A 20,385-nucleotide genomic window follows, 5' to 3' on the forward strand; every position below is an offset into this window, starting at 1 on the left:
CGGAGCCAGACAAAGGCTCCACCTGCTACCAGCAAGGCTCCCCCAATAATCGAGATTTGCCGAATATTCACGCCACGCATCTCCCGTTCAGGATCGCCATCAGTCGAGGCCGACGCGACCCTCAGAGAATCACCTAAAACCAAAACAGCTTTGAGAAGACCATGCGTAAACAGGTTCTAAGAAGTGGTTAACGGTGAAACGACTTTTGAAACAATCGAGCTTACGATTTGCACATCAGATCATTAGAATGTGGGAAACCAAACGGTATGGGGCGTTGCCAAGATTGCGCCCAATCCAAGCGCAACGCCGTAGGGCACCGCTGAGCGTTGTCGCAGAAGTCGGCGTAACCATCGTGGCTGCTTTGGCAAACCAAACCGGCGGGCCAGATAACGGCTGACCAACAGGATCACCACCAAGCCACCGCCAGAGAAAGCGGTGTAAAGGATAAATGGCTGCATGGCGGCAGGCCCTAGCCACAAGGCCGCAGCCCCCATCATTTTGGCATCGCCCCCGCCAAATATGCCGATCAAAAACATGGTAATGGTGATCATTAAGGTAACAGCGCCAACACCGACATGAGCGGCAATGTCCTGCAAACTGAGACCCATTGGCAGAGCAAAGATCAGAAAGCCAACCGCAATTGTCAGGTTCAGCTTGTTGGTGATGGTGAAGGTTCGCACATCGCCAATGGCAGCCCAAATCATGGCACCACTGAACGCGGTGAGCCCCAGATAGGCTGAAAATGAATCAGGGCCGATAAGCATATATAAGCATTATCAGACTTGAGCTAAGCGAATGTAAATATTGATGTGTTTGAATGTCGCTTATGCGAAAAAGGCGCCCGATCCAATGATCAGGCGCCCCATTTCGATCACACAATCGAAATCGCTAAATGATTAGCGACCGATGCTGGTGCCGATGGTGGTGAACTGGTTCTTCATGTTGTTGCCCAGGGTTTGGAGCGAACCAATCAGAACCACAGCGATCAGAGCGGCGATCAGGCCGTACTCGATAGCAGTTGCACCAGACTCATTCTTGCGGATCTTTGCCAAAAACTTTTTCATCTTAAGGTTCCCATTCTACATGCGACCGGGTGGTTGAAGTCGTTGCTGCTTCTTTTTCCCTGTGTCCAGTTGGTTGTAGCGAAGATTCATAAACACCGCGTAAATCGAAAGATAAAAATTGAAATGACCTGCCATTTTGTCGGCACAATCTGATCTCAATTATCGCAAGATATTGTTTTCGTGGATTATTTTTTATGACCCTTCGGACTGAAATTTTGCATTACCAAGGCAAATCAAAGTGATTTATGTCAAGTTGCGGTAAATGATTACATAGTCTTGGAAATATCCAACCAAGGATATGTCAAATGCATGCTCTGCTTTTGAATGCAAAATGATCTAGGACATGACTGTCAGGATGTTTGCAGCCCGCTTCGGCACGCATGCATCAGGCATGCAATCGGTTCTCGTCAGTTCAGCGCGTTTGCCGACTCCTTTTATATATAGGTTATGTAGAGGCCATGCGGGCTTCGGCTTTCGCCGATTTGGCCGACCGATATCCGCCAGCTCCCCGGTCATTCATTGTGCGTGGTCCGACTGACGCGATTAATGGCTGGTTTACGGGTGAGGGTTAAAGATAGCTCAACTGGAGTATTTTGATGTCCAAGCATCTGATCAAAGTTGGCCTCATTGCCGCCGTCGTGTTTGCTGCCGCAACCAGCCCCGCTATGGCTCAATCCATGCAAATGGAGATTGAGCAAACTCAAGCGCTGCACTTTGAGCGGCCTGTAACAGGTGTCGTTATCGGCAATGCAGGTATTGCCGACGTGATTGTGCACGACCCACGTACCCTGTTTGTCGTCGCCAAATCGGTTGGCAGCACGGAAGTGACCGCCGTGGATGCCAATGGACGGGTTGTTTTCGAGGCCCGAGTTCAGGTTCGGGCCAATAGACCTGCTGGCATGATCACAATTCAGCGCGGCAAAGAAATCTCCACCATGGTGTGCCAAGAACGCTGCATCGCAACCGTTCACGCGGAAGCAACTGAGGCAGGAAACCGCACAGCCATGTCGGCTGCTGGAAGCCGCGCGACATTTGCTGCCGGCAGCGGGAGCCGGAACTAGGCTCGTCGATCATAGCACCACATAATCATGCTTAATCGATAAATTTGATTCCGTCGTGTTAAGTCGCCTGTAAGCGGTTCTGTGCTTGATAAAGCCAATAGTCAGTGTGTCACGCGCGTTGAAATGTGCGGGCAGGGCTGGCTGAGTGAGTTCTAGCCTGTTGAAACATGATCAGAATTGAGCGTGGTTTGCAGGCTGTGGGAGACGATGATGTCTATGTTGCTGGCAGGACTGGTCAAGCGCTATCGCAAGCGTCGGAACAAAGAAGGACAACGAGGTTCTTCTGCGGTTGAGTTCGCGATGGTGGCAGCACCCTTTTTCTTCCTGCTGTTCGGCATCTTCGAAACCATGATGATTTTCTTCATGCAAACCACGCTGGAAGCGGCGATTTCCGAAGAAGCCAGAAAAGTTCGAACGGGTCAGGCGCAATCCACGTCTGCTCCGATCAGTAAATCCCAGTTCAAAGCCAATGTCTGCGCCCGCTTGATGGGTATGGCAGATTGCGCCAATCGGTTGTTTGTTCAAGTCCAGAACCAGCCAGCAAGCGGAACTTTGCCCACGCCCTGGGCGGATGGCATTTTGACGCCCGGCTCTGCCGCAGATGAACCATATGAAGCCACCGCGGCCAATGCCATCGTTGTGGTCCGTGGCTATTATGTCTGGCAGTTGATGACGCCTGGAATTGCCTCGGCGATGAAGAATTTCTCGGATACATCACCGGGCGGTACCTTGGGCACCAATAACCGCATCATTGCGGCAACGTCCGCATTCCGTAACGAACCATTCAATTGAGGCTGGCCATGCAAGATTCTGCCTCACTTCCTGCTACGAATGTGCGCCGTAATGTGGCGATGCGCTTTGCGGCGCGCACCACTCGCCGCGCACAAACAGGTGTTTCCGCGGTCGAGTTTGCAATGATCGCGCCGCTGATGGTTCTGCTGTTGTTTGGTTCTGCAGAGGTCAGTCAGGCTGTCAGCGTCGACCGGAAAGTCACCCTGGCCGCGTCGACTTTGGGTGACCTTGCCGCACAGACCGACCGGGTCACATGTACGGACTTGGCTCAACTCGCCAATGTGACGCGCGGCGTGTTTGCCCCTTATAATGCCACAACGCCTTCTTTGGTTGTGGCGACGGTCGCCTTGCAAAGCGGTGTCCCTAAAGTTGAGTGGAGCCAGCAAATCGATAGTACCGGTGGCTGTACCAATGTGAACAGCTCTCATCCGCTACGCGTAGGGGCCACAGTTCCTGTCGATACTGCCTTGTTCTCAACCAATGGCGGCATCGTGGTCGGTGAGGTTACCTTGCAATATACGTCGATGGGCACCTCTTTTGTGTCCAACACGATAACAATGCAGGAACGTTTCTACTTCCGTCCACGTCGGTCTGCGAAATTGTGTCTCACGGGCGTATCAAGTCCGGGCTGCTGATCCATTTGCCAACGCGTCCCGCATGCCGAGGATATCTGTCTCGACCACAGCCAGCTTGCGTCCGTTAAGTTGATGCACCGGGCGAACTCCAATCAGCGCATTTGTCAAACAAGCCGCGTCGCAGCGGTTTAGATCCGCCACGCCAAGGCTTTTTTCGTCAATCAGGCCTGCCCGTATGAGACGGCCACGCACAATTCCCGGCAATGCACCATCAGCTACTGGCGGCGTTAGCCAAACCCCCTCCAGTCGGATCAAGACATTGGCACTGCTCGCACAGGCGATGCGGTCACCATGGCCGCGCATCAAAGCCTCATCAGCACCTGCGGCGCGGGCCAAGTTCAAAGCCATGACTTGATCCAAATAAGATAAGGTTTTGAAGCGGGCAGATGGGGCACCTACAGCACGCGCCACATCGACAAGACAGACACTGACAGGGTCAAAAGCGGTCGGGCATGGTGCCACGGTTGCCAACAAGCGAGGCTGTGGTTCCTCAGGCAGAGCCAATCCGCGTGGTCCCGGCCCGCGTGACAAGGTGAGCCGCAAGGCAGCCCGATCCAGACCAGATTGCCTGACCAGTGCCGTCAATCCTGTTTCAATTTCGTCAGGCGTTGCCGGGATCGCCAAATCCAGCATATCTGCACTATGGCTCAGCCGTGCCATGTGATCGTCAAAGAAGCGGATCCTACGTTCGGTCCAGAGCATGGTTTCAAATAAGCCATCTCCCAACGTGAAGCCACGATCGCGCGGGTCGATCCGGAGGTCGGACAAGCGCCTCACTTGCCCATCGGTCCAGCACAATGAGTCATGATGTGGCGCGGTCATGGCAAAGAACCTCGTGAAGCTGCAAGGCGTAATGCACGGACTTTCATCAGAATTTCGTCATATTCCAGAGCAGGTTCACTGTCCGCGACGATGCCCGCGCCAGCCCGCGCATCAATCTGCCAGATTTGACCCCGCTTTTGGCACGCCGCCGTGCGGATCAGCACATTGGAGTCAGCGGCTCCGTCAAATCCGACCCGGATCATGGACCCGCACCATGGGCCACGCGGTTCGCCCTCCAACTCGCTGATGATCTCCATGGCGCGCACTTTGGGGGCACCGGTGATAGAGCCTGGCGGAAAGCTGGCCCGCAAGGCATCAAAAAACCCAAGCCCGGGGCGCTGCTGTCCGCGAACATCGGACACCAGATGGTGAACCGTCGAAAAGCTTTCCAACGCGCATAGTCGGGGTACGCGCACACTGCCTGGCAAACAAACGCGCGACAGGTCATTGCGCATCAAATCAACGATCATCAGGTTTTCGGCCCGGTCCTTCACACTGGAGAGGAGGGTTTCTGCTTGGCGGGCATCCAAATCGGGATCCTTGTGCCGCATGGCAGTGCCCTTGATTGGCCGGGTTTCCAGCACGCCATCGGCGGTGCGCGACATGAAGCGCTCAGGCGAGTGTGATGCCACCACCATATCACCCAAATTCAAATAGGCGGCGAATGGCGAGGGATGCCGGCTCATGAGACGCGAGAACAGAGCCAAAGGCGTGTCGTCCTCAGGCAGGTTTCCTGAAAACCGTGCCGACAAATTGGCCTGAAAGACATCCCCCGCGTGGATGTAGTCGATCGTGCGTGCGATGCGGGATTCCATCTCCTCCCGCGTGAGGACGGGTAACAGACCTACATGAGTTGCGGGATTTACCGGCTCCTCCGGCCTGCCGGCCTCTGTTTCGATCCAGCGCTTGAAGTCGTCGGCTTTTGATATCGCCAATTGCGTATCTGGGCGGCCATGGGTCGACAGTCCCCAAGACAGCACCCAGGCTTTACAATTCTGGGCATCGAAAATCGCCAGTGTATCATATAGGCCCAGCCACACATCTGGCCATTGTGCGCTGAGCGTTTTGCTGTTGGCTTCGGGCAAGTTTTCAAACGCATGGCCCAATTCATAACTCAAAAGACCGGCCCAGCCGCCTTGAAACGGACCATAGTCGGGACTGGGCGTTAGACTGAGCTTTGCCAGCCGTTCTTGCAGACCGAAGAAGGGGTCGCCACCTTGGAAACGGTGCCAGACATGGACCTCCACCGGATCGGCCATGATATACGACCAACGCGACAAAGGATGTTGGCCGCCGCCGATAAAGCCCAAACAACCAGCAACCTGTCCCAGCTTGGCCAGGACATGCATGGGGGGCTGCCAGGCAAGAGGGCGGATAATCGGGTCAGTCACGGGCCTGTCTCTACAGCAAACACTTGTCGAAGTCGCGCGCGTTGACGAACTAGTATGTCCCGCCGTCAAGGCGAGGCGGTTGACGGACGAAAAGCATAATGACCAAGCCACCGATCAAGAGAAGGCCAGTGGAGGCCAGACCAATCTGTTGGCTCTGAAACGCTCTGGTGAAGAGCCCGACCAAAAGCGGTCCCAGCCAAACAGTGGCCGAGCCGGCCAGCGAATACAGTCCAAAAAACTCCCCCTCCATCCCTTTTGGGGCCAGTCGCGCCATCAATGTGCGCGAGGAAGCATAGGCGGCAGTAATTGAAATCGCGATGATGATTGCCCCCGCCACAAAGACCACTTCGGGCAAGGTGGTGAACATGGGCCCGTTCCAGATGGGGGTATCGGGGACGACCGTCAGGCCGAACACCTGAGTCTTAGATTGCAATGTCATGGTGATCAGACAGATGAGGGTCACACCAATCTCGAGGATGATCGACCATTTCGCCCCGATCCGCGCATCTAAAGGCCCTGCCAACAGTCCGCCGATAACAGCAAAGACTGACAGGATGATGCCATAGGCGGCCATTTCCATCAAATCCCACTCAAACACGCCCGCGGCCGTCACGCCTGCAACGATTAGAATGGCTGTCTTGCCATCAACATAAAGCATGCGGGCGATGAGATAGCGTCCGGCATTGCGGTCAACCCGGAACAGGCGGCTAATCGCCTTGAACAAGCCGACCACGCCATCGATTGCCGCTTTTGATGGTTTAATGCCAGAAGCGATTTTATCGCGTGAAAACAGAAACAAGGGCAATGCGGCCAAAGCAAACCAGATTGCACTGATCGGAGCCACAGCTCGGCTGGTTTCAAATTGGCCGGGGTCGAGGCCAAACAAAGGTTGGGCTGGGATGAAGCTCCAACTGACTTGCCCAGGAAATGCCAATCCCCAAAGAACAAACAAAAGCAACGCGACGGCCGCAAGATTGCCCAAGGCGAGGCCCATGCCTGAAGCTATGGGCAGAGTTGTCGGGGTCGAAGCAGTCGGCAGCATCGCATTATGCAGAACCTCGGTATAGGCAAACATGACCCCGATCCCGATGGTCAGGGCAGCAATCGCCCACAAGGGCAACCCGCCTTGTCCGGCTGGCTCGGCCCACCACAGGCAAAAGATCGACACGACCATCGCCACAGTTACAGCCGCCAACATCGGCTTGCGCGCACCAAACCGATCAGCAATCGCACCTAGAAACGGGGCGGTGAAGGCCACCATCAGCCCGGCCAATGTGTGCCAGCTGGCAATTGTTGCTTGCCCAACAATCGGATCTGTAAACACATGGGTCGCAATATAAGGTGAAAGAATATAAATGGTGCAGAGGATCGAATAGGGATTGCGGGCGGCTTCATAGATGGCCCAAGACAGAGCCGAACGGTCAAGTTTGCTGGTCGATAGGTCGGTCTTGGTTTCAGGCAGCATCTTGCGTGATCTCCTGCTCTGACAAACAGTGTCGCACATTTCGCGCCAGAACGGGCTATCATGAAACGGGTTGTGCAGGGCGACAAGGCACCGCAGCTTAGCCTCACTTGACTGTGCTGCTCTTTACATGGAGGGGGGTGGTCACCATTTTGCCGCCCAAGACAAACCCAACATCAGGAGCTTTGCCAATGAGCTATGTTTTGATCCATAATCCGGGCTGTGGCTCGTCCAAAAAAGGGCTGGAAGTGTTAGAAGCCGCCGGGATACAGCCGGAAATCCGCCGCTATATGTTGGTTGCTGAGCGGCTGAGTGTCGCTGAGTTGAAGGATATTGCCGCAAAAATGGGTGGTGTGTCGCCCCGCGCTTTCATGCGTGAGAAAGACGCGGCAGATGCCGGATTGCCAGCCGATGCCAGTGATGAGGCTGTGTTCGAGGCCATGGCGAAAAACCCCAAACTGATCCAGCGCCCGATCGGGATCAAGGGCGACAAAGCCGTGCTCGGGCGACCTAATGCCGCCCTTTTGTCCATTATCTGATCCGCGCGCTGGCAAGCGGTGCGCTGTCATCCCCTATGCTGATATTGTCGATTGATACCGCTTTGACGGCTTGTTCGGTCGGGCTGGTTCACAATGGCCAGACCTTAGCTGTCCGCTGCGAGCCCATGTCCAAGGGCCAGGCCGAGCGTCTTGCCCCGATGGCGCGCGATCTATTGGCTGAGGCAGGCATTGTACCAAATGCCTTGGACCGGATTGCCGTCACACGCGGACCGGGTGCCTTTACCGGCGTGCGCATAGGCTTGGCCTTTGCCCGCGGACTGGCATTGGCCTTGAACAAGCCGTGCATCGGCCTATCGACGCTTGAGGTTCTTGCCCATGGCGCTTCGGCCCCACGCACGCTAGCAGCCATTTCTGTTGCAGGCAGTTTATTTGTTGGGGCCTGGGAGGGGCGCGCGTGTGCCCTTGAACCCACGCGGCTGAGCCCGGAAAGTCTTGCAGCCCATCTCAGCGGTCCATGGACGTTGACCGGGCCGGGTGCAGCAAGCCTGGCCGACCAGTTTCCAGACTGGCCAGTGGTGGAACAAGCCTATCCAGACCCCATCATCCTCGCGCAATTGGCCCAGCATCTTGACCCTGATCGCCATCCGCCAAGCCCGCTTTATCTGCGCGGACATGACGCTAAACTGCCTGGCGGCCGCAGCCTGGATGAAGACTTGTGAGTATGGTTCGGCGCGGCAAGCCCGAAGATGGGCCCATCTTGGCGCGCTTACACAGCCAGTCGTTTGAGACGGGCTGGCCTGAGGCGGACTTTGCGACCTATCTCCGTTCTGATCAAACAACTGACCAAGTGTGGGTATTGGATGATCCCCCAGTCGGATTCAGTGTCGTCCGGCACCTTGTGGATGAGGCTGAAATTCTGACACTGGCTGTGGAGCCGGCCGGTCGCCGTCAGGGTCGGGGTGCTGCCTTGTTGCGCGCCGTGTGTGAGGCCTTGTCTCAATTAGGGGTCGGGCGGCTTTTCCTCGAAGTGGCAGTCGATAATGAGGCCGCGATTGGGCTTTATCGCCGTCATGGCTTTGTCGACCAAGGCGTTCGCAGGGCCTATTATCAACGCCGCGGCGGGGAACGGGTGGATGCATTGGTCATGGCTTATGATCTGCCTGCTGCACATTGATGTCAGGGCTCTAGACGAAGCCGCGCAAACCCCGCATATCATGGGCTCTGACGGATGGAACCGATATGGCTGATCGAATTGAATCCCTCTGCGTGGAAAAAGGTCTGCGGATGACCGAGCAGCGCCGGATCATCGCGCGCACACTGTCTGAAGCCAAAGATCACCCCGATGTCGAGGAATTGCACCGGCGCGCCTCGGCGGTCGATAAGGGTATTTCAATTGCAACCGTCTATCGCACTGTGCGGCTTTTTGAAGAAAGTGGCATTTTGGAGCGCCATGATTTCCGGGATGGCCGCTCGCGCTATGAAGAGGCCGGTGCGGAGCATCACGACCATCTCATCGACATGAAAACCGGCCGCGTGTTGGAGTTTGTTGATCCCGAGATTGAGCGCTTGCAACAGGAAATTGCCCGTCGGCTGGGCTATCGCTTGATTGATCACCGCCTGGAACTCTACGGTGTCCCGCTGGATGAATCCTAATCGGATTTGACGCTTTTTCCGCCTCCCTTTGCCACAACAGAAAGATCGATCATGTCATTTGTACCCATGTTGCGCCTCGTTACCTTGGCAGCTGCCACAAGTCTGATGGTGGTGGCTTGCTCGCCAGCCGGTGCCAATAAGGAAAAGTCGGTGATGGAAGGCATGGATTCCCAGCCTGCGCCCTTGGATGCGAATGGGAAGGCCGCACAAGAGTTTCTGGCAAAGAATGCGAAAGCCGCTGGCGTTGTAACCACCGCGTCGGGCTTGCAATATTCGGTCATCACCAAAGGTCCAGAAACCGGGGCCAAACCGACCGCGGACTCAATTGTTCAGGTCAATTACGAAGGCAAGCTTCTAAATGGTGAGGTGTTTGACAGCTCAATCGCGCGCGGCCAGGCGGCTGAATTCCGCGTCGGTGAGTTGATTCCGGCTTGGGTTGAGGCCCTGCAAATGATGCGGCCCGGTGATGAATGGACGATCTGGGTGCCACCGGCCTTGGGTTATGGCGAGATGGGCACCGGCCCGATCCCGCCCAATTCTCTGCTCATTTTCAAAATGAAGCTTGAGAAGATTGTTGGTGGTCCCAATACGCCCGATTCAGCTGCTGGCATCAAGGCCGAAGACGGCGCGACCCGCTAGAGCATCGTGCCGAAAAGTGTCGGCGGTTTTCGGCTTAAACGATGCGAAAATTTAGAATCTAGAGCATCGTGCCGAAAAGTGATAGCGGTTTTCGGCTTAAACGATGCGACAACACGGGCCAATTAGGGGTGAAGCGTTTCGAGGCTGCGCCTGTCAGACGAGGCTGATGCGCAAGAATGTGCCTGCCCTGATGACACAACCTGAAAAAGCGCTTATAACACGCTAACAGATCGACTTTGATCGCTTGCGGCGGTCAAGGCGGCTCCGGACAGCCGGGGCCGCTTTTTGTTTGTCTGAAAACCCGCTGTGACCGGATCGGGCATGGCCTGACAGATTGAGTTTCGTTTGCGCACCACGTCGCCTTTTGAAGATAAATTGCTGGCCTTGATAGAGCCTGCTGCCCACGATCTGGGCTATGAAATCGTGCGCGTGCGCCTAATGGGTGCGCGCCGCAAGACGTTCCAGATCATGGCCGAACGGCCCGATGGGCGGATGACATCGGGTGATTGCGAAAAGCTGTCGCGTGGTTTGGGCCCGCTTCTGGATGCCGAAGACCCGATCGAAGGCGAGTATGCACTGGAAGTTTCCTCGCCCGGAATTGATCGGCCATTGACCCGCTTGGGTGACTTTGATCGTTGGGCGGGCTGGCAGGCCAAGTTGGAATTGGACCGGGCCATTGAAGGCCGCAAGCGCTTTGCAGGCGAACTGGCCGGCACAGAAGACAACAATGTCTGCATCAATCTGGAAGGCGAGGAAGACACGGCGCTGATCCCATTTGAATGGATTGCGACGGCCCGCTTGGTGTTGACCGACGATTTGATCCGCGAATCGCTGCGGCGGCGCGGGGCAGACGAAGACGAACTTGAACAATTGGAAAAAGCCTTGGACGACGATCAGGTGGAGTTTGCACCTGATGACGTCGTGCCCGATGCCGATCCAGACCTGACCTAACCAGCATTTGCGACTTCAGAAGGAAACGACCCATGGCCATTTCTGCCAATCGACTGGAACTCCTGTCCATCGCCCGCTCGGTGGCCTACGAAAAGAATATCGATGAAGCCATCGTCATTGAGGCTATCGAGGAAGCAATCAGCAAGGCTGCCCGTGCACGTTATGGTGCGGATCATCACATCGAAGCCCGCATCAATCCGAAGTCGGGTGAATTGACGCTGAAACGCAAGCAAACAGTGGTGGCTAGCCAAGATGAGGTGGAAAATCCCAGCCAGCAGATCCCGCTGTCGGTTGCCAAACGCATCGACCCCTCGGTTGAGGTCGGTCATGTGTTTGAAGAAGACCTGCCTTTGTTTGACTTTGGGCGCGTGATGTCGCTGACCGGCAAGCAGGTCATTACCCAACGTGTGCGCGAAGCAGAGCGCGACAAGCAATTTGAAGAATATAAGGACCGCGTGGCCGACATTATCAACGGCATCGTCAAGCGCGTTGAATATGGCAATGTGATTGTCGACCTTGGGCGTGGGGAAGGCGTGATCCGTCGGGATCAGACCTTGCCGCGCGAGAACCTCAATATGGGCGACCGGGTGCGCTGCTATATTTATGATGTTCGGCGCGAGCCAAAAGGTCCGCAAATCTTCCTGTCGCGCGCCCATCCCGGTTTCATGGCCAAGCTGTTCGAGGCCGAAGTGCCTGAAGTCTATGATGGCGTGATCGAAATCAAGGCAGTGGCCCGTGATCCATCTTCACGTGCCAAAATTGCCGTCTACAGCCACGATAATTCGATCGATCCGGTCGGGGCTTGCGTGGGTATGCGCGGGTCACGCGTGCAGGCTGTGGTCGGCGAGCTTGGCGGCGAAAAGATCGACATCATCCCTTGGTCCCCCGATCCAGCCACCTTCATCGTCAACGCTTTGCAACCGGCTGAAGTCACCAAAGTGGTGCTGGATGAAGACGAGAACCGCGTTGAAGTGGTCGTGCCTGATGAACAATTGAGCCTTGCAATCGGCCGTCGCGGCCAGAATGTGCGCTTGGCCAGCCAGTTGACAGGGTGGTCGATCGATATTCTCACCGAAGAAGAAGAACGCTCGCGCCGCGAGAAGGAAGCCAATAGCCGCACTGAATTGTTCATGGGCGCGATTGACGTCGATGAAATGATGGCACGCCTCTTGGTCTCCGAAGGCTTCGAGACCATTGAAGAACTGGCTTATGTCGATTTGGGTGATCTGCTGCAGATCGAAGGCTTTGATGAGGATGTGTCGGCAGAGCTGCAAGCCCGTGCGCGCGACTATCTTGAGCGCGCTCAGCAGGAGTTGAACGCGCGGCGCGCCGCCTTGGGTGTGGAAGATGAGGTGCTGGGCTTGCCCGGCGTCACGTTGGAAATTGCCATCAAGCTGGGTGAAGGCGACGTGAAGACAGTGGAAGATGTCGCCGGTCTGGTCTCTGACGATTTGCGCGGTTGGTTTGAAGTCAAGAATGGCGAGAAGACCCGCTTCCCAGGCCTGTTGGAAGGCATGAATATGAGCGTGGAACAAGCTGACGCTCTGATTATGGCTGCGCGTGTTGCCATGGGCTGGGTGGAAGCCCCGGTTGAGGAAGAAGCTGTCGAAGAGGCGGAGTTGGCCGCCGATGGACAAGACTGAGCGCCGCGAGGGCGCCGGCCGGGTCCGGCGCTGCATCGCCACCCAAGAAGTTCAGCCCGAAGCGGGCTTGATCCGCTTCGTGGCGGACCTTGACGGTCTGTTGTTTCCTGATCCTGCGGCCCGCGCACCGGGTCGGGGTGTTTGGGTGGCTGCCAACCGGCAGGCACTGACGCAAGCAATTGCCAAAAATGCCTTTGCGCGCAGCCTCAAGCGGCCAGTCAAGCTGCCAGAGGATCTGATTGAGCGGACCGTCACAGGCCTGCGCCAGCGTTGCCTCAACCACCTCTCGCTGGCCCGCAAAGCCGGTGAATTGGTGATTGGCAGCGACCAAGTCGCCGCCGCTTTACGGGCTGCGGCTCCATCGTGGCGGATCGAGGCGTGCGATGGATCGGCCGATGGTCGCGGCAAGCTCGATGGTCTTGCGCGGGCCTGGGGTGGGGTTCCTACTGCAGGCTGTTTCACTGGGGTGGAAATGGGCATGGCGTTAGGCCGTGATGTTGTGGTACATGCTGTTTTGTTGCCAGGGCGTTTGGCGGATAGCTGGACGACAGACATCAGGCGGCTGGCGGGGTTTGTTCCCCTGGTGCCCGATGATTGGCCGAGGGACGGGTCCTGATCCAGGGGCCGGGCCGTTTGGAACTGGACGAAGCCGATCCTGACCGGCACGAGACGCCCGAGCATGGCATGGCTCGTAGGGCGACTTTTGTGCTGGAAATGCCTGATACCAGTCCCACATATGGGTCCGGTTTCGGGGTCAGGGCAGGGCTCGACGTGAAATTTGATGAAGCGCCGGTGTGTGCGCAAGGATGAGCATGAGCGACGGTAACGAGAACGACAATCCAACAGGCCGCAAGCCTTTGACCCTGTCCCGCAATGTGGGCGCTGGCACTGTTCGCCAGAGCTTTTCGCATGGGCGCACCAATCAAGTGGTGGTCGAAGTCAAGAAAAAGCGCATCATCGGCCCGGGTGAAGCCCCGGCGGCCGGGGGTGCTGGGGCGGTTCCCAAGCCTGCATTTACCCCGCCAACCCGTCCGGCAGCAGCACCCGCTGCGGCCCCGGCCCGTCCTGCGGCACCTGAAGATCCCCGCCAAGCTCAACCCCGCTTGACCAAGACCTTGGGGCTGTCCGAAAGCGAGATGAAGGCCCGTCAGGCCGCGCTTGATCGGGCACGTGAACAGGAACAAGCCCGTCGCCTGCAGCAGCAAGCCGAAGCCGAACTGCGTCAACGCCGTGAAGAGGCCGACCGTCGCCGGATGGAAGAAGAGCGTCAGCTGGCCGAAGCCGAAGCACAGCGCCGTCGCCAACAAGAAGAAGAACAACGCGCCGCAGAGGCCCGTCGTGCGGCTGATCTTGCCGAGACCGGGGCTCGGGGCCGTGAGGAGCCTATCGCGCGCGCGCCAGGGCGGGGCGAGGTTGAGCCTACACCGACCGCTGCCGCTGCCGAAATTGACGAAGCACCTGCCGCAGAAGAAGGCGAAGACGGTGACTTGCTGTCCGAACTGGGTGGCCGGGTGAAGCGGCAGAAGGCTGCCGTGGTGCGCCCACCTCCTGTGTCGCGCGCCAAGGGTGCCCAACAGCGTCGCTCGGGCAAATTGACCATTACGTCGGCACTTGGTGATGATTCAGATCGCCAACGCTCGCTCGCATCAGTGCGCCGCGCGCGGGAGAAAGAGCGTGATCGTCGCATGCGCATGCTGCGCGGCCAAGAACAGACCAAGCAAGTCCGCGAAGTGGTGGTGCCTGAAGTCATCACCGTGGCCGAATTGGCCAACCGGATGGCTGAACGCCTGACCGATGTCATCAAATATTTGATGAAACAGGGTCAGATGATGAAAGGTGCCGACAATCTGGACGCTGATACGGCTGAACTGATTGTCACCGACTTTGGCCATACGGTGAAGCGTGTGGCTGAATCGGACGTGGAAATTGGCCTTGAAGGTGAGGCTGATACTGACGCCAACCTGCAGCCCCGTCCTGCGGTGGTCACCATCATGGGTCACGTTGACCATGGCAAGACCTCGCTTCTCGATGCCATTCGCTCAACCGACACTGTCAAAGGCGAGGCGGGCGGCATTACCCAGCATATTGGTGCCTATCAGGTGCGGCTGGCCAATGGTGAGCGGATTACCTTCCTCGATACCCCAGGCCACGCGGCCTTCTCCAGCATGCGCGCACGCGGTGCCAGCGTAACCGATGTGGTGGTGCTGGTGGTGGCTGCCGATGATGGCGTGATGCCCCAGACGGTTGAGGCCATCAATCACGCCAAGGCTGCAGGTGTGCCCATGATTGTGGCGGTCAATAAGGTCGACAAGCCCGATGCCAATCCGCAAAAGGTGTTGAACGAACTGCTGCAATATGAAGTTCTGACCGAAGCTGTCGGTGGTGACACGCTGTGGGTGCCGGTCTCGGCCAAGGAGCGCACCAATCTCGACACATTGTTGGAAACCATCCTGTTGCAATCAGAAATCCTCGATCTGCGCGCCAATCCTGATCGCGCAGCCGAAGGGGCTGTGATTGAAGCCAAGCTCGATAAGGGACGCGGGGCGGTTGCCACCGTGCTGGTTCAGCGCGGCACTTTGAAGCGCGGCGATCTGGTGGTGGCCGGCACCCAATGGGGCCGCGTGCGCGCCTTGATGGATGAACGTGGCCAGACCTTGCAATCGGCTGGCCCCTCCCAACCAGTGGAAATCCTCGGCCTCGATGGCGCACCAGAACCAGGTGATGTCGTCGTGGTGGTGGAAAATGAAGCCCGTGCCCGCGAAGTCACCGATTACCGCATTCGCATGAAGCGGGAAAAAGTGGTTGTGCGGCAGACGGCCCGCTCGGGTCTGGAAGCCATGTTGGCCCGGATCAAGGATGCTGAAGTCAAGGAATTCCCGCTCATCGTTAAAGCCGATGTCGGTGGGTCTGCTGAAGCCATCACCGCGGCGCTTGAGAAGCTGTCGACTGATGAAGTACGCGCCAAGGTGATCCACCAGGCTGTGGGCGGCATCACCGAAAGCGATGTGCTATTGGCCAAGTCATCTGGCGCACCCATCTTGGCCTTCAATACGCGGGCACAGAAGCAAGTGCGCGATCTGGCTGAGCACGAAGGCGTCGAGATCCGCTATTATTCGATCATCTACAACTTGCTTGATGACGTAAAAGACATTCTGTCGGGCATGCTGGAGCCAGAGCGCAAGGAGACCTTCCTTGGCTATGCCCAAATCCTGCAGGTGTTCAATATCACCAAGGTCGGCAAGATTGCCGGGTGCAAGATCAACGAAGGCAATATCCGCCGGGGTTGTGGCGTCCGTCTGTTGCGCGACGATGTCGTGATCCACGAAGGCAAGCTGTCGACTTTGAAACGCTTCAAGGACGAAGTCAGCGAAGTCTCGGCCGGTCAAGAATGTGGTATGGCATTTGAAGGCTATCAGGACCTGCGCGAAGGCGATCTGATTGAGTGCTTCGACGTGCAGATCATCAAGCGCTCGCTCTAATCACGCGATCCCCTGCCTCTGATCGAGGCGGGGGAATGCCCGCTCCGGGCCATTTCTTATCCTCCGCCATGTCTGGCCGACACCAGCATGTGCGCATCAGGCAGAAGCATCATGTCAAATCGTTTCGACTCATCCTTAGGCCCAAGCCAGCGGCAATTGCGGGCGGGGGAAAATATCCGCCACGTCTTGGTTGATATCCTGCGTCGGGGCGACATTCGTGATCCGGCCTTGGCAGGCAAGAGCATCACCGTGGGTGAGGTGCGTATGAGCCCTGACCTCAAGCATGCGACTGTCTTTGTGGCTGCTTTGGGAATTGAAGATGCCGACGAGATTGCCGCTGCGCTGAATCGGGCCGCCCGTTTCCTGCGCGGTGAATGTGGACGTGTACTGGCGACCAAATTTACCCCGGACCTGCGCTTCATTGCAGATACCTCGTATGACGCAGCCTCGAAGATGAATGAGCTGTTCAACGACCCCAAGGTGCGTGCTGATCTGGCAAAGTCTGGGGACGAGGCCTGATGTCGCGTCGCAAAAAAGGTCAGGACGTGCATGGCTGGTTGGTGCTGGATAAAGACCTCCACCTCACCTCCACCGATGCCGTAACCCGCGTGCGTCGGGCATTTGATGCGCGCAAGGCGGGCCATGCCGGCACACTCGACCCCTTGGCGACTGGCATTTTGCCGATCGCACTGGGTGAGGCCACCAAGACCGTGGCTTGGTTGATGGAGGCCGAAAAATCCTATCGCTTCACCATCGCCTGGGGTGCTTCAACCGACACCCAAGACCGGGAAGGCAAAATCATCGCCACGTCGGATGTCCGGCCCAGTAAGACTGCGATCGAAGAGGCTCTGGCAGGCTTTATCGGTGAGATCCAGCAGGTTCCACCAATCTATAGCGCGATCAAAGTTGCCGGTGAGCGGGCCTATGATCTGGCCCGTGATGGCGAAGTGCCTGAACTTCAAGCACGCACCGTCGTGCTGCATGAGGCCCATTTGGTCGATATGCCTGATGCCGATCACGCCACCATTGAATGCCGCTGTGGCAAGGGATTTTACGTCCGCGCCTTGGCGCGCGATCTGGCCTCTGTCCTTGGTGCTGAGGGCCATGTCAGCGCCCTGCGTCGCACATCGGTCGGCCCCTTCCACGAGAGCGCAGCAATAACACTGGAAAAGCTTCAGGAATTGTGCCATAGCGACGCCGCGTCCGAAGGCCTTTTGCCAGTTGAGACCGCGCTGGACGACATCCCGGCGCTGGCCGTAACAGCGGAAGAGGCTTTCAGGCTGCGGCAAGGCCGCGGGATTGTTCTTCTCCCCCACCAGGTTGAAGAGTTGCGCAGCAAGCGCAAGCCAAGAATTGTTTCCGGCGAAGATATGAGCCGGGCAGCCTTGGCCCTTCTGCATGGCCAAGCCGTGGCAATCGGAGACGCACGCGCGGGTCGGTTTGAACCGATCCGGGTGTTTCAACTCAGTGCGCGCGATTGAACCCGCCGCCAACCCAAAGGAAACCACGATGTCGGTATCACCAGAGCGCAAGCTCGAAATCATGAAAGAACATGGACTGGCCGCGAATGACACGGGCAGCCCAGAAGTCCAGATCGCAATCCTGACCGAACGGATTGCCAATCTGACCGAGCATTTCAAGACCCATAAGAAGGACAACCACTCCCGTCGTGGTCTCCTTGCAATGGTGTCGTTGCGTCGCCGTCTGCTCGACTATGTGAAGTCGCGCGATGTGGCACGCTATCAGGCCATCATCAGCAAGCATGGTCTGCGCCGTTAAGGCATCATAACAGGACACAAAGGGCGGTGCGGCATGCGCCGCCCTTTTGCTATTGGTCTGGTGGCGTGACGCGACCAGATCAGGGGTGGATTGCTCTACCCCGGTACGAAAGATGGCTCCCACATGGGGTGGGTGCCTTCTCCGGCAAGGACGCCGGACCCCTTGGTTCAGGAAGGCCTGGGCCAAGTTTGTAGGCGGCAGCAACGGGAAGGCCCGTTGATCTGCCAGAAGGAATGATGATGTTTGACATAAAGACTGTTTCGCTCGAATGGGGCGGACGCACGTTGACGCTCGAAACTGGCCGCATGGCGCGCCAGGCCGATGGGGCCGTTCTGGCCACTTATGGCGATACCCAAGTGCTGGCGACTGCCGTTGGCGCACGCTCTGCCAAGCCAGGGATCGACTTTTTCCCCCTGACTGTGAATTATCAGGAAAAATTCTACGCAGCTGGCCGTATTCCTGGCGGCTATTTCAAGCGTGAAGGCCGCCCGACCGAGAAGGAAACTCTGGTCTCGCGCCTGATCGACCGCCCAATCCGCCCCTTGTTTGCCAAGGGCTTCAAGAACGAAACCCAAGTGGTGGCAACTACGCTGTCACACGATCAGGAAAATGATCCTGATATTGTGGCGATGGTGGCATCTTCAGCAGCACTCGTGCTGTCGGGTCTGCCTTTCATGGGCCCAATCGCCGCTGCCCGCGTTGGCTATATCAATGGCGACTATGTGCTCAACCCGACTGTGGAACAGCTCAAAGAAAGCGATATGGATCTGGTGGTTGCAGGGACCGCCGACGCCGTCATGATGGTGGAATCGGAAATCTATGAATTGTCCGAAGAAATCGTGTTGGGCGGGGTATCGTTTGCCCATAAGGCCATGCAGCCCGTGATCGACCTGATCATCTCGCTGGCCGAACAAGCCGCCAAGGAGCCTTGGGACTTCCAGGCCGAAGATCACAGCGCCGAATATAAGGCGGTGAAGGATCTGATCGGGGCCGAGATTGATGCAGCCTATCGCATCGCCGACAAAGGCAGCCGTCAGGATGCCGTTGGTGCCGCCAAAAAGCGGGCAGAAGAGGCATTGGTGGCCTCTGAGACCAAGCCAGACGGCATGGATGGCTCGCTGTTCAAGGCCGTTTGCAAGGAAGTTGAAAGCGACATCGTGCGCACGGCCATCGTGAAGGAAGGTCGCCGTATCGATGGCCGTCCGGTCGACAAGGTTCGTCCGATCCTTGCTGAAGTCGGCGTGCTGCCACGGGCGCATGGTTCGTCCTTGTTCACCCGTGGTGAAACCCAAGCACTGGTTGTGGCCACGCTGGGCACTGCCGATGATGAGCAGTTTATCGATGGGCTGGAAGGCACTTATAAAGAGCGCTTCATGCTGCACTATAACTTTCCTCCGTATTCGGTGGGCGAGGTCGGCCGCATGGGTGGTGCCGGCCGTCGTGAAATCGGTCACGGCAAGCTCGCTTGGCGGGCCATGCAGGCTGTTCTGCCAAGCCAAGAGCAATTCCCCTACACCATCCGTCTGGTCTCAGAGATCACTGAATCCAACGGCTCGTCCTCGATGGCGTCGGTCTGCGGGGCCTCTTTGGCTTTGATGGATGCAGGTGCCCCAATCAGCGCACCTGTTGCCGGTGTGGCCATGGGTCTGGTGTTGCAGGATGACGGCAGCTTCGAAGTGCTGACCGACATTCTTGGTGACGAAGATCATTTGGGTGACATGGACTTCAAGGTTGCTGGAACCGAGAATGGCATCACCTCGCTGCAAATGGACATCAAGGTGGCCGGCATCACTGAGGAGATCATGAAGGTCGCCCTCACCCGTGCCCATGCTGGCCGGATGCACATTCTGGGCGAAATGGCCAAGTCCTTGACCGGCGCCCGGGGTGAGCTCAATGCCTTTGCACCAAAGATCGTCTCCTTCACCATCCCGACCGACAAGATCCGCGAAGTGATCGGCACCGGCGGCAAAGTGATCCGCGAGATCGTCGAAAAGACCGGTGCGAAAATCTCGATCGAAGATGATGGCAGCGTGAAAGTCGCCGCATCCGATCAAGACAAGATTGATGCCGCCGTGAAGTGGGTGAAGAGCATCACTGATGAAGCCGAAGTGGGCAAAATCTACGAAGGCAAAGTCGTCAAAGTGATGGAATTCGGGGCCTTCGTGAACTTCTTCGGTGCCAAGGATGGCCTCGTCCATATCTCGCAATTGGCCAACCGCAAGGTTGCCAATGTGACCGATGTGGTCAAGGAAGGCGACACTGTGAAGGTCAAGCTGATGGGCTTTGATGATCGCGGCAAGACTCGGTTGTCGATGAAGGTCGTCGATCAAGAGACTGGCGAAGACATTGAAGAGAAGCTGAAGGCCGAACGGGCTGAACGGGGCGAGCCAGAAGAGGTCGATCAACCCCGTGAGCGGAGCGAACGCCCCCGCCGCCGTCGCGACTAAGCGTTTCTCTTTTCTCATACTTACCAGCGGCGATCCCTTCGGGGGTCGCCGTTTTGGTTTGCCCTGC

The 20,385-nt window shown here is 57.3% G+C and carries 22 protein-coding genes; 17 read left to right on the forward strand and 5 right to left on the reverse strand.

The genetic code is table 11. The annotated features are described in order from the left end of the window. Positions 1–242: 242 nt before the first annotated feature. Complete coding sequence (locus PbB2_RS14455) at positions 243–764, reverse strand: A24 family peptidase (protein WP_108986095.1); 522 nt, start codon at positions 762–764, stop codon at positions 243–245. Between the two features lie 132 nt (positions 765–896). Beyond that, positions 897–1,064: a Flp family type IVb pilin gene (locus tag PbB2_RS14460; RefSeq protein ID WP_108986096.1), complete on the reverse strand. Its 168-nt coding sequence runs from the start codon at positions 1,062–1,064 to the stop codon at positions 897–899. Between the two features lie 596 nt (positions 1,065–1,660). Here PbB2_RS14460 and PbB2_RS14465 point away from each other — a divergent pair. The 3 genes from PbB2_RS14465 to PbB2_RS14475 all read left to right on the forward strand — a co-directional run bounded on the left by PbB2_RS14465 (position 1,661) and on the right by PbB2_RS14475 (position 3,552). Further along, entirely contained in the window at positions 1,661–2,125 is a 465-nt protein-coding gene (locus PbB2_RS14465; protein WP_108986097.1) for a pilus assembly protein N-terminal domain-containing protein, read from the forward strand. A 210-nt stretch (positions 2,126–2,335) separates the two neighbouring features. Next, positions 2,336–2,917: a TadE/TadG family type IV pilus assembly protein gene (locus tag PbB2_RS14470; protein ID WP_192576366.1), complete on the forward strand. Its 582-nt coding sequence runs from the start codon at positions 2,336–2,338 to the stop codon at positions 2,915–2,917. Between the two features lie 8 nt (positions 2,918–2,925). Next, positions 2,926–3,552: a TadE/TadG family type IV pilus assembly protein gene (locus PbB2_RS14475; protein WP_108986099.1), complete on the forward strand. Its 627-nt coding sequence runs from the start codon at positions 2,926–2,928 to the stop codon at positions 3,550–3,552. Here PbB2_RS14475 and PbB2_RS14480 read toward each other — a convergent pair. The 3 genes from PbB2_RS14480 to PbB2_RS14490 all read right to left on the reverse strand — a co-directional run bounded on the left by PbB2_RS14480 (position 3,535) and on the right by PbB2_RS14490 (position 7,230). Further along, the gene (locus PbB2_RS14480; RefSeq protein ID WP_108986100.1) at positions 3,535–4,374 is read right to left on the reverse strand and encodes an aminotransferase class IV; all 840 of its coding nucleotides are present in this window, start codon (positions 4,372–4,374) and stop codon (positions 3,535–3,537) included. The two genes, PbB2_RS14475 and PbB2_RS14480, sit on opposite strands and share 18 nt — an antisense overlap. Continuing rightward, positions 4,371–5,723: an anthranilate synthase component I family protein gene (locus PbB2_RS14485; RefSeq protein ID WP_108986101.1), complete on the reverse strand. Its 1,353-nt coding sequence runs from the start codon at positions 5,721–5,723 to the stop codon at positions 4,371–4,373. The genes PbB2_RS14480 and PbB2_RS14485 overlap by 4 nt, the downstream gene beginning before the upstream one ends. A gap of 91 nt (positions 5,724–5,814) precedes the next feature. Then, positions 5,815–7,230, reverse strand: a complete 1,416-nt coding sequence (locus PbB2_RS14490) for an MFS transporter (RefSeq protein ID WP_192576368.1) — start codon at positions 7,228–7,230, stop codon at positions 5,815–5,817. Positions 7,231–7,418: 188 nt separating this feature from the next. On the opposite strand from PbB2_RS14490, the gene PbB2_RS14495 reads away from it, so the two are divergent. The 14 genes from PbB2_RS14495 (at position 7,419) to pnp (ending at position 20,318) form a co-directional block, all read left to right on the forward strand. Next, positions 7,419–7,766 (forward strand): ArsC/Spx/MgsR family protein, encoded by a 348-nt coding sequence (locus PbB2_RS14495; RefSeq protein ID WP_108986174.1) that lies wholly within the window; start codon positions 7,419–7,421, stop codon positions 7,764–7,766. A gap of 44 nt (positions 7,767–7,810) precedes the next feature. Further along, the gene (gene tsaB / locus PbB2_RS14500) at positions 7,811–8,446 is read left to right on the forward strand and encodes a tRNA (adenosine(37)-N6)-threonylcarbamoyltransferase complex dimerization subunit type 1 TsaB (RefSeq protein WP_238165036.1); all 636 of its coding nucleotides are present in this window, start codon (positions 7,811–7,813) and stop codon (positions 8,444–8,446) included. 2 nt (positions 8,447–8,448) lie between these two features. After that, positions 8,449–8,901, forward strand: a complete 453-nt coding sequence (rimI, locus tag PbB2_RS14505) for a ribosomal protein S18-alanine N-acetyltransferase (RefSeq protein ID WP_108986104.1) — start codon at positions 8,449–8,451, stop codon at positions 8,899–8,901. Between the two features lie 65 nt (positions 8,902–8,966). Then, positions 8,967–9,380 carry a Fur family transcriptional regulator gene (locus PbB2_RS14510; protein WP_108986105.1) on the forward strand — a complete coding sequence of 138 codons (414 nt, stop codon included), beginning with the start codon at positions 8,967–8,969 and terminating at the stop codon, positions 9,378–9,380. 51 nt (positions 9,381–9,431) lie between these two features. Further along, entirely contained in the window at positions 9,432–10,019 is a 588-nt protein-coding gene (locus PbB2_RS14515) for a BamJ family beta-barrel-assembly machinery protein (protein WP_272949239.1), read from the forward strand. Between the two features lie 345 nt (positions 10,020–10,364). Continuing rightward, positions 10,365–10,970, forward strand: coding sequence for a ribosome maturation factor RimP (gene rimP / locus PbB2_RS14520; protein WP_108986106.1), 606 nt, complete (start codon positions 10,365–10,367; stop codon positions 10,968–10,970). A gap of 32 nt (positions 10,971–11,002) precedes the next feature. Further along, positions 11,003–12,613, forward strand: a complete 1,611-nt coding sequence (gene nusA / locus PbB2_RS14525; protein ID WP_108986107.1) for a transcription termination factor NusA — start codon at positions 11,003–11,005, stop codon at positions 12,611–12,613. Beyond that, a complete protein-coding gene (locus PbB2_RS14530) occupies positions 12,600–13,229 on the forward strand; it encodes an RNA-binding protein (protein ID WP_108986108.1) in 630 nt (209 codons plus the stop codon). Before nusA ends, PbB2_RS14530 begins: the two co-directional genes overlap by 14 nt. 17 nt (positions 13,230–13,246) lie before the next feature. Then, positions 13,247–13,423 (forward strand): hypothetical protein, encoded by a 177-nt coding sequence (locus PbB2_RS16160; RefSeq protein ID WP_192576369.1) that lies wholly within the window; start codon positions 13,247–13,249, stop codon positions 13,421–13,423. 2 nt (positions 13,424–13,425) lie between these two features. Continuing rightward, positions 13,426–16,092, forward strand: a complete 2,667-nt coding sequence (gene infB, locus PbB2_RS14540) for a translation initiation factor IF-2 (protein ID WP_108986110.1) — start codon at positions 13,426–13,428, stop codon at positions 16,090–16,092. A gap of 111 nt (positions 16,093–16,203) precedes the next feature. Next, complete coding sequence (gene rbfA, locus PbB2_RS14545) at positions 16,204–16,611, forward strand: 30S ribosome-binding factor RbfA (protein ID WP_108986111.1); 408 nt, start codon at positions 16,204–16,206, stop codon at positions 16,609–16,611. After that, positions 16,611–17,573 carry a tRNA pseudouridine(55) synthase TruB gene (truB, locus tag PbB2_RS14550; protein ID WP_108986112.1) on the forward strand — a complete coding sequence of 321 codons (963 nt, stop codon included), beginning with the start codon at positions 16,611–16,613 and terminating at the stop codon, positions 17,571–17,573. Before rbfA ends, truB begins: the two co-directional genes overlap by 1 nt. Positions 17,574–17,601: 28 nt before the next feature. Next, positions 17,602–17,871 carry a 30S ribosomal protein S15 gene (gene rpsO, locus PbB2_RS14555; protein WP_108986176.1) on the forward strand — a complete coding sequence of 90 codons (270 nt, stop codon included), beginning with the start codon at positions 17,602–17,604 and terminating at the stop codon, positions 17,869–17,871. 239 nt (positions 17,872–18,110) lie between these two features. Further along, a complete protein-coding gene (pnp, locus tag PbB2_RS14560) occupies positions 18,111–20,318 on the forward strand; it encodes a polyribonucleotide nucleotidyltransferase (RefSeq protein ID WP_108986177.1) in 2,208 nt (735 codons plus the stop codon). Positions 20,319–20,385 lie beyond the last annotated feature (67 nt).

This window comes from Candidatus Phycosocius bacilliformis (genome assembly GCF_003112735.1).
In the GTDB taxonomy this organism is placed as follows: domain Bacteria; phylum Pseudomonadota; class Alphaproteobacteria; order Caulobacterales; family Aquidulcibacteraceae; genus Aquidulcibacter; species Aquidulcibacter bacilliformis.

Excerpts from the sequence above, each read along its gene's own strand:
- PbB2_RS14455 (WP_108986095.1), bottom strand. The coding sequence starts at position 764 with ATGCTTATCGGCCCTGATTCATTTTCAGCCTATCTGGGGCTCACCGCG.
- PbB2_RS14460 (WP_108986096.1), bottom strand. The coding sequence starts at position 1,064 with ATGAAAAAGTTTTTGGCAAAGATCCGCAAGAATGAGTCTGGTGCAACT.
- PbB2_RS14465 (WP_108986097.1), top strand. The coding sequence starts at position 1,661 with ATGTCCAAGCATCTGATCAAAGTTGGCCTCATTGCCGCCGTCGTGTTT.
- PbB2_RS14470 (WP_192576366.1), top strand. The coding sequence starts at position 2,336 with ATGTCTATGTTGCTGGCAGGACTGGTCAAGCGCTATCGCAAGCGTCGG.
- PbB2_RS14475 (WP_108986099.1), top strand. The coding sequence starts at position 2,926 with ATGCAAGATTCTGCCTCACTTCCTGCTACGAATGTGCGCCGTAATGTG.
- PbB2_RS14480 (WP_108986100.1), bottom strand. The coding sequence starts at position 4,374 with ATGACCGCGCCACATCATGACTCATTGTGCTGGACCGATGGGCAAGTG.
- PbB2_RS14485 (WP_108986101.1), bottom strand. The coding sequence starts at position 5,723 with ATGCATGTCCTGGCCAAGCTGGGACAGGTTGCTGGTTGTTTGGGCTTT.
- PbB2_RS14490 (WP_192576368.1), bottom strand. The coding sequence starts at position 7,230 with ATGCTGCCTGAAACCAAGACCGACCTATCGACCAGCAAACTTGACCGT.
- PbB2_RS14495 (WP_108986174.1), top strand. The coding sequence starts at position 7,419 with ATGAGCTATGTTTTGATCCATAATCCGGGCTGTGGCTCGTCCAAAAAA.
- rimI (WP_108986104.1), top strand. The coding sequence starts at position 8,449 with ATGGTTCGGCGCGGCAAGCCCGAAGATGGGCCCATCTTGGCGCGCTTA.
- PbB2_RS14510 (WP_108986105.1), top strand. The coding sequence starts at position 8,967 with ATGGCTGATCGAATTGAATCCCTCTGCGTGGAAAAAGGTCTGCGGATG.
- PbB2_RS14515 (WP_272949239.1), top strand. The coding sequence starts at position 9,432 with ATGTCATTTGTACCCATGTTGCGCCTCGTTACCTTGGCAGCTGCCACA.
- nusA (WP_108986107.1), top strand. The coding sequence starts at position 11,003 with ATGGCCATTTCTGCCAATCGACTGGAACTCCTGTCCATCGCCCGCTCG.
- PbB2_RS14530 (WP_108986108.1), top strand. The coding sequence starts at position 12,600 with ATGGACAAGACTGAGCGCCGCGAGGGCGCCGGCCGGGTCCGGCGCTGC.
- infB (WP_108986110.1), top strand. The coding sequence starts at position 13,426 with ATGAGCGACGGTAACGAGAACGACAATCCAACAGGCCGCAAGCCTTTG.
- rbfA (WP_108986111.1), top strand. The coding sequence starts at position 16,204 with ATGTCAAATCGTTTCGACTCATCCTTAGGCCCAAGCCAGCGGCAATTG.
- truB (WP_108986112.1), top strand. The coding sequence starts at position 16,611 with ATGTCGCGTCGCAAAAAAGGTCAGGACGTGCATGGCTGGTTGGTGCTG.
- rpsO (WP_108986176.1), top strand. The coding sequence starts at position 17,602 with ATGTCGGTATCACCAGAGCGCAAGCTCGAAATCATGAAAGAACATGGA.
- pnp (WP_108986177.1), top strand. The coding sequence starts at position 18,111 with ATGTTTGACATAAAGACTGTTTCGCTCGAATGGGGCGGACGCACGTTG.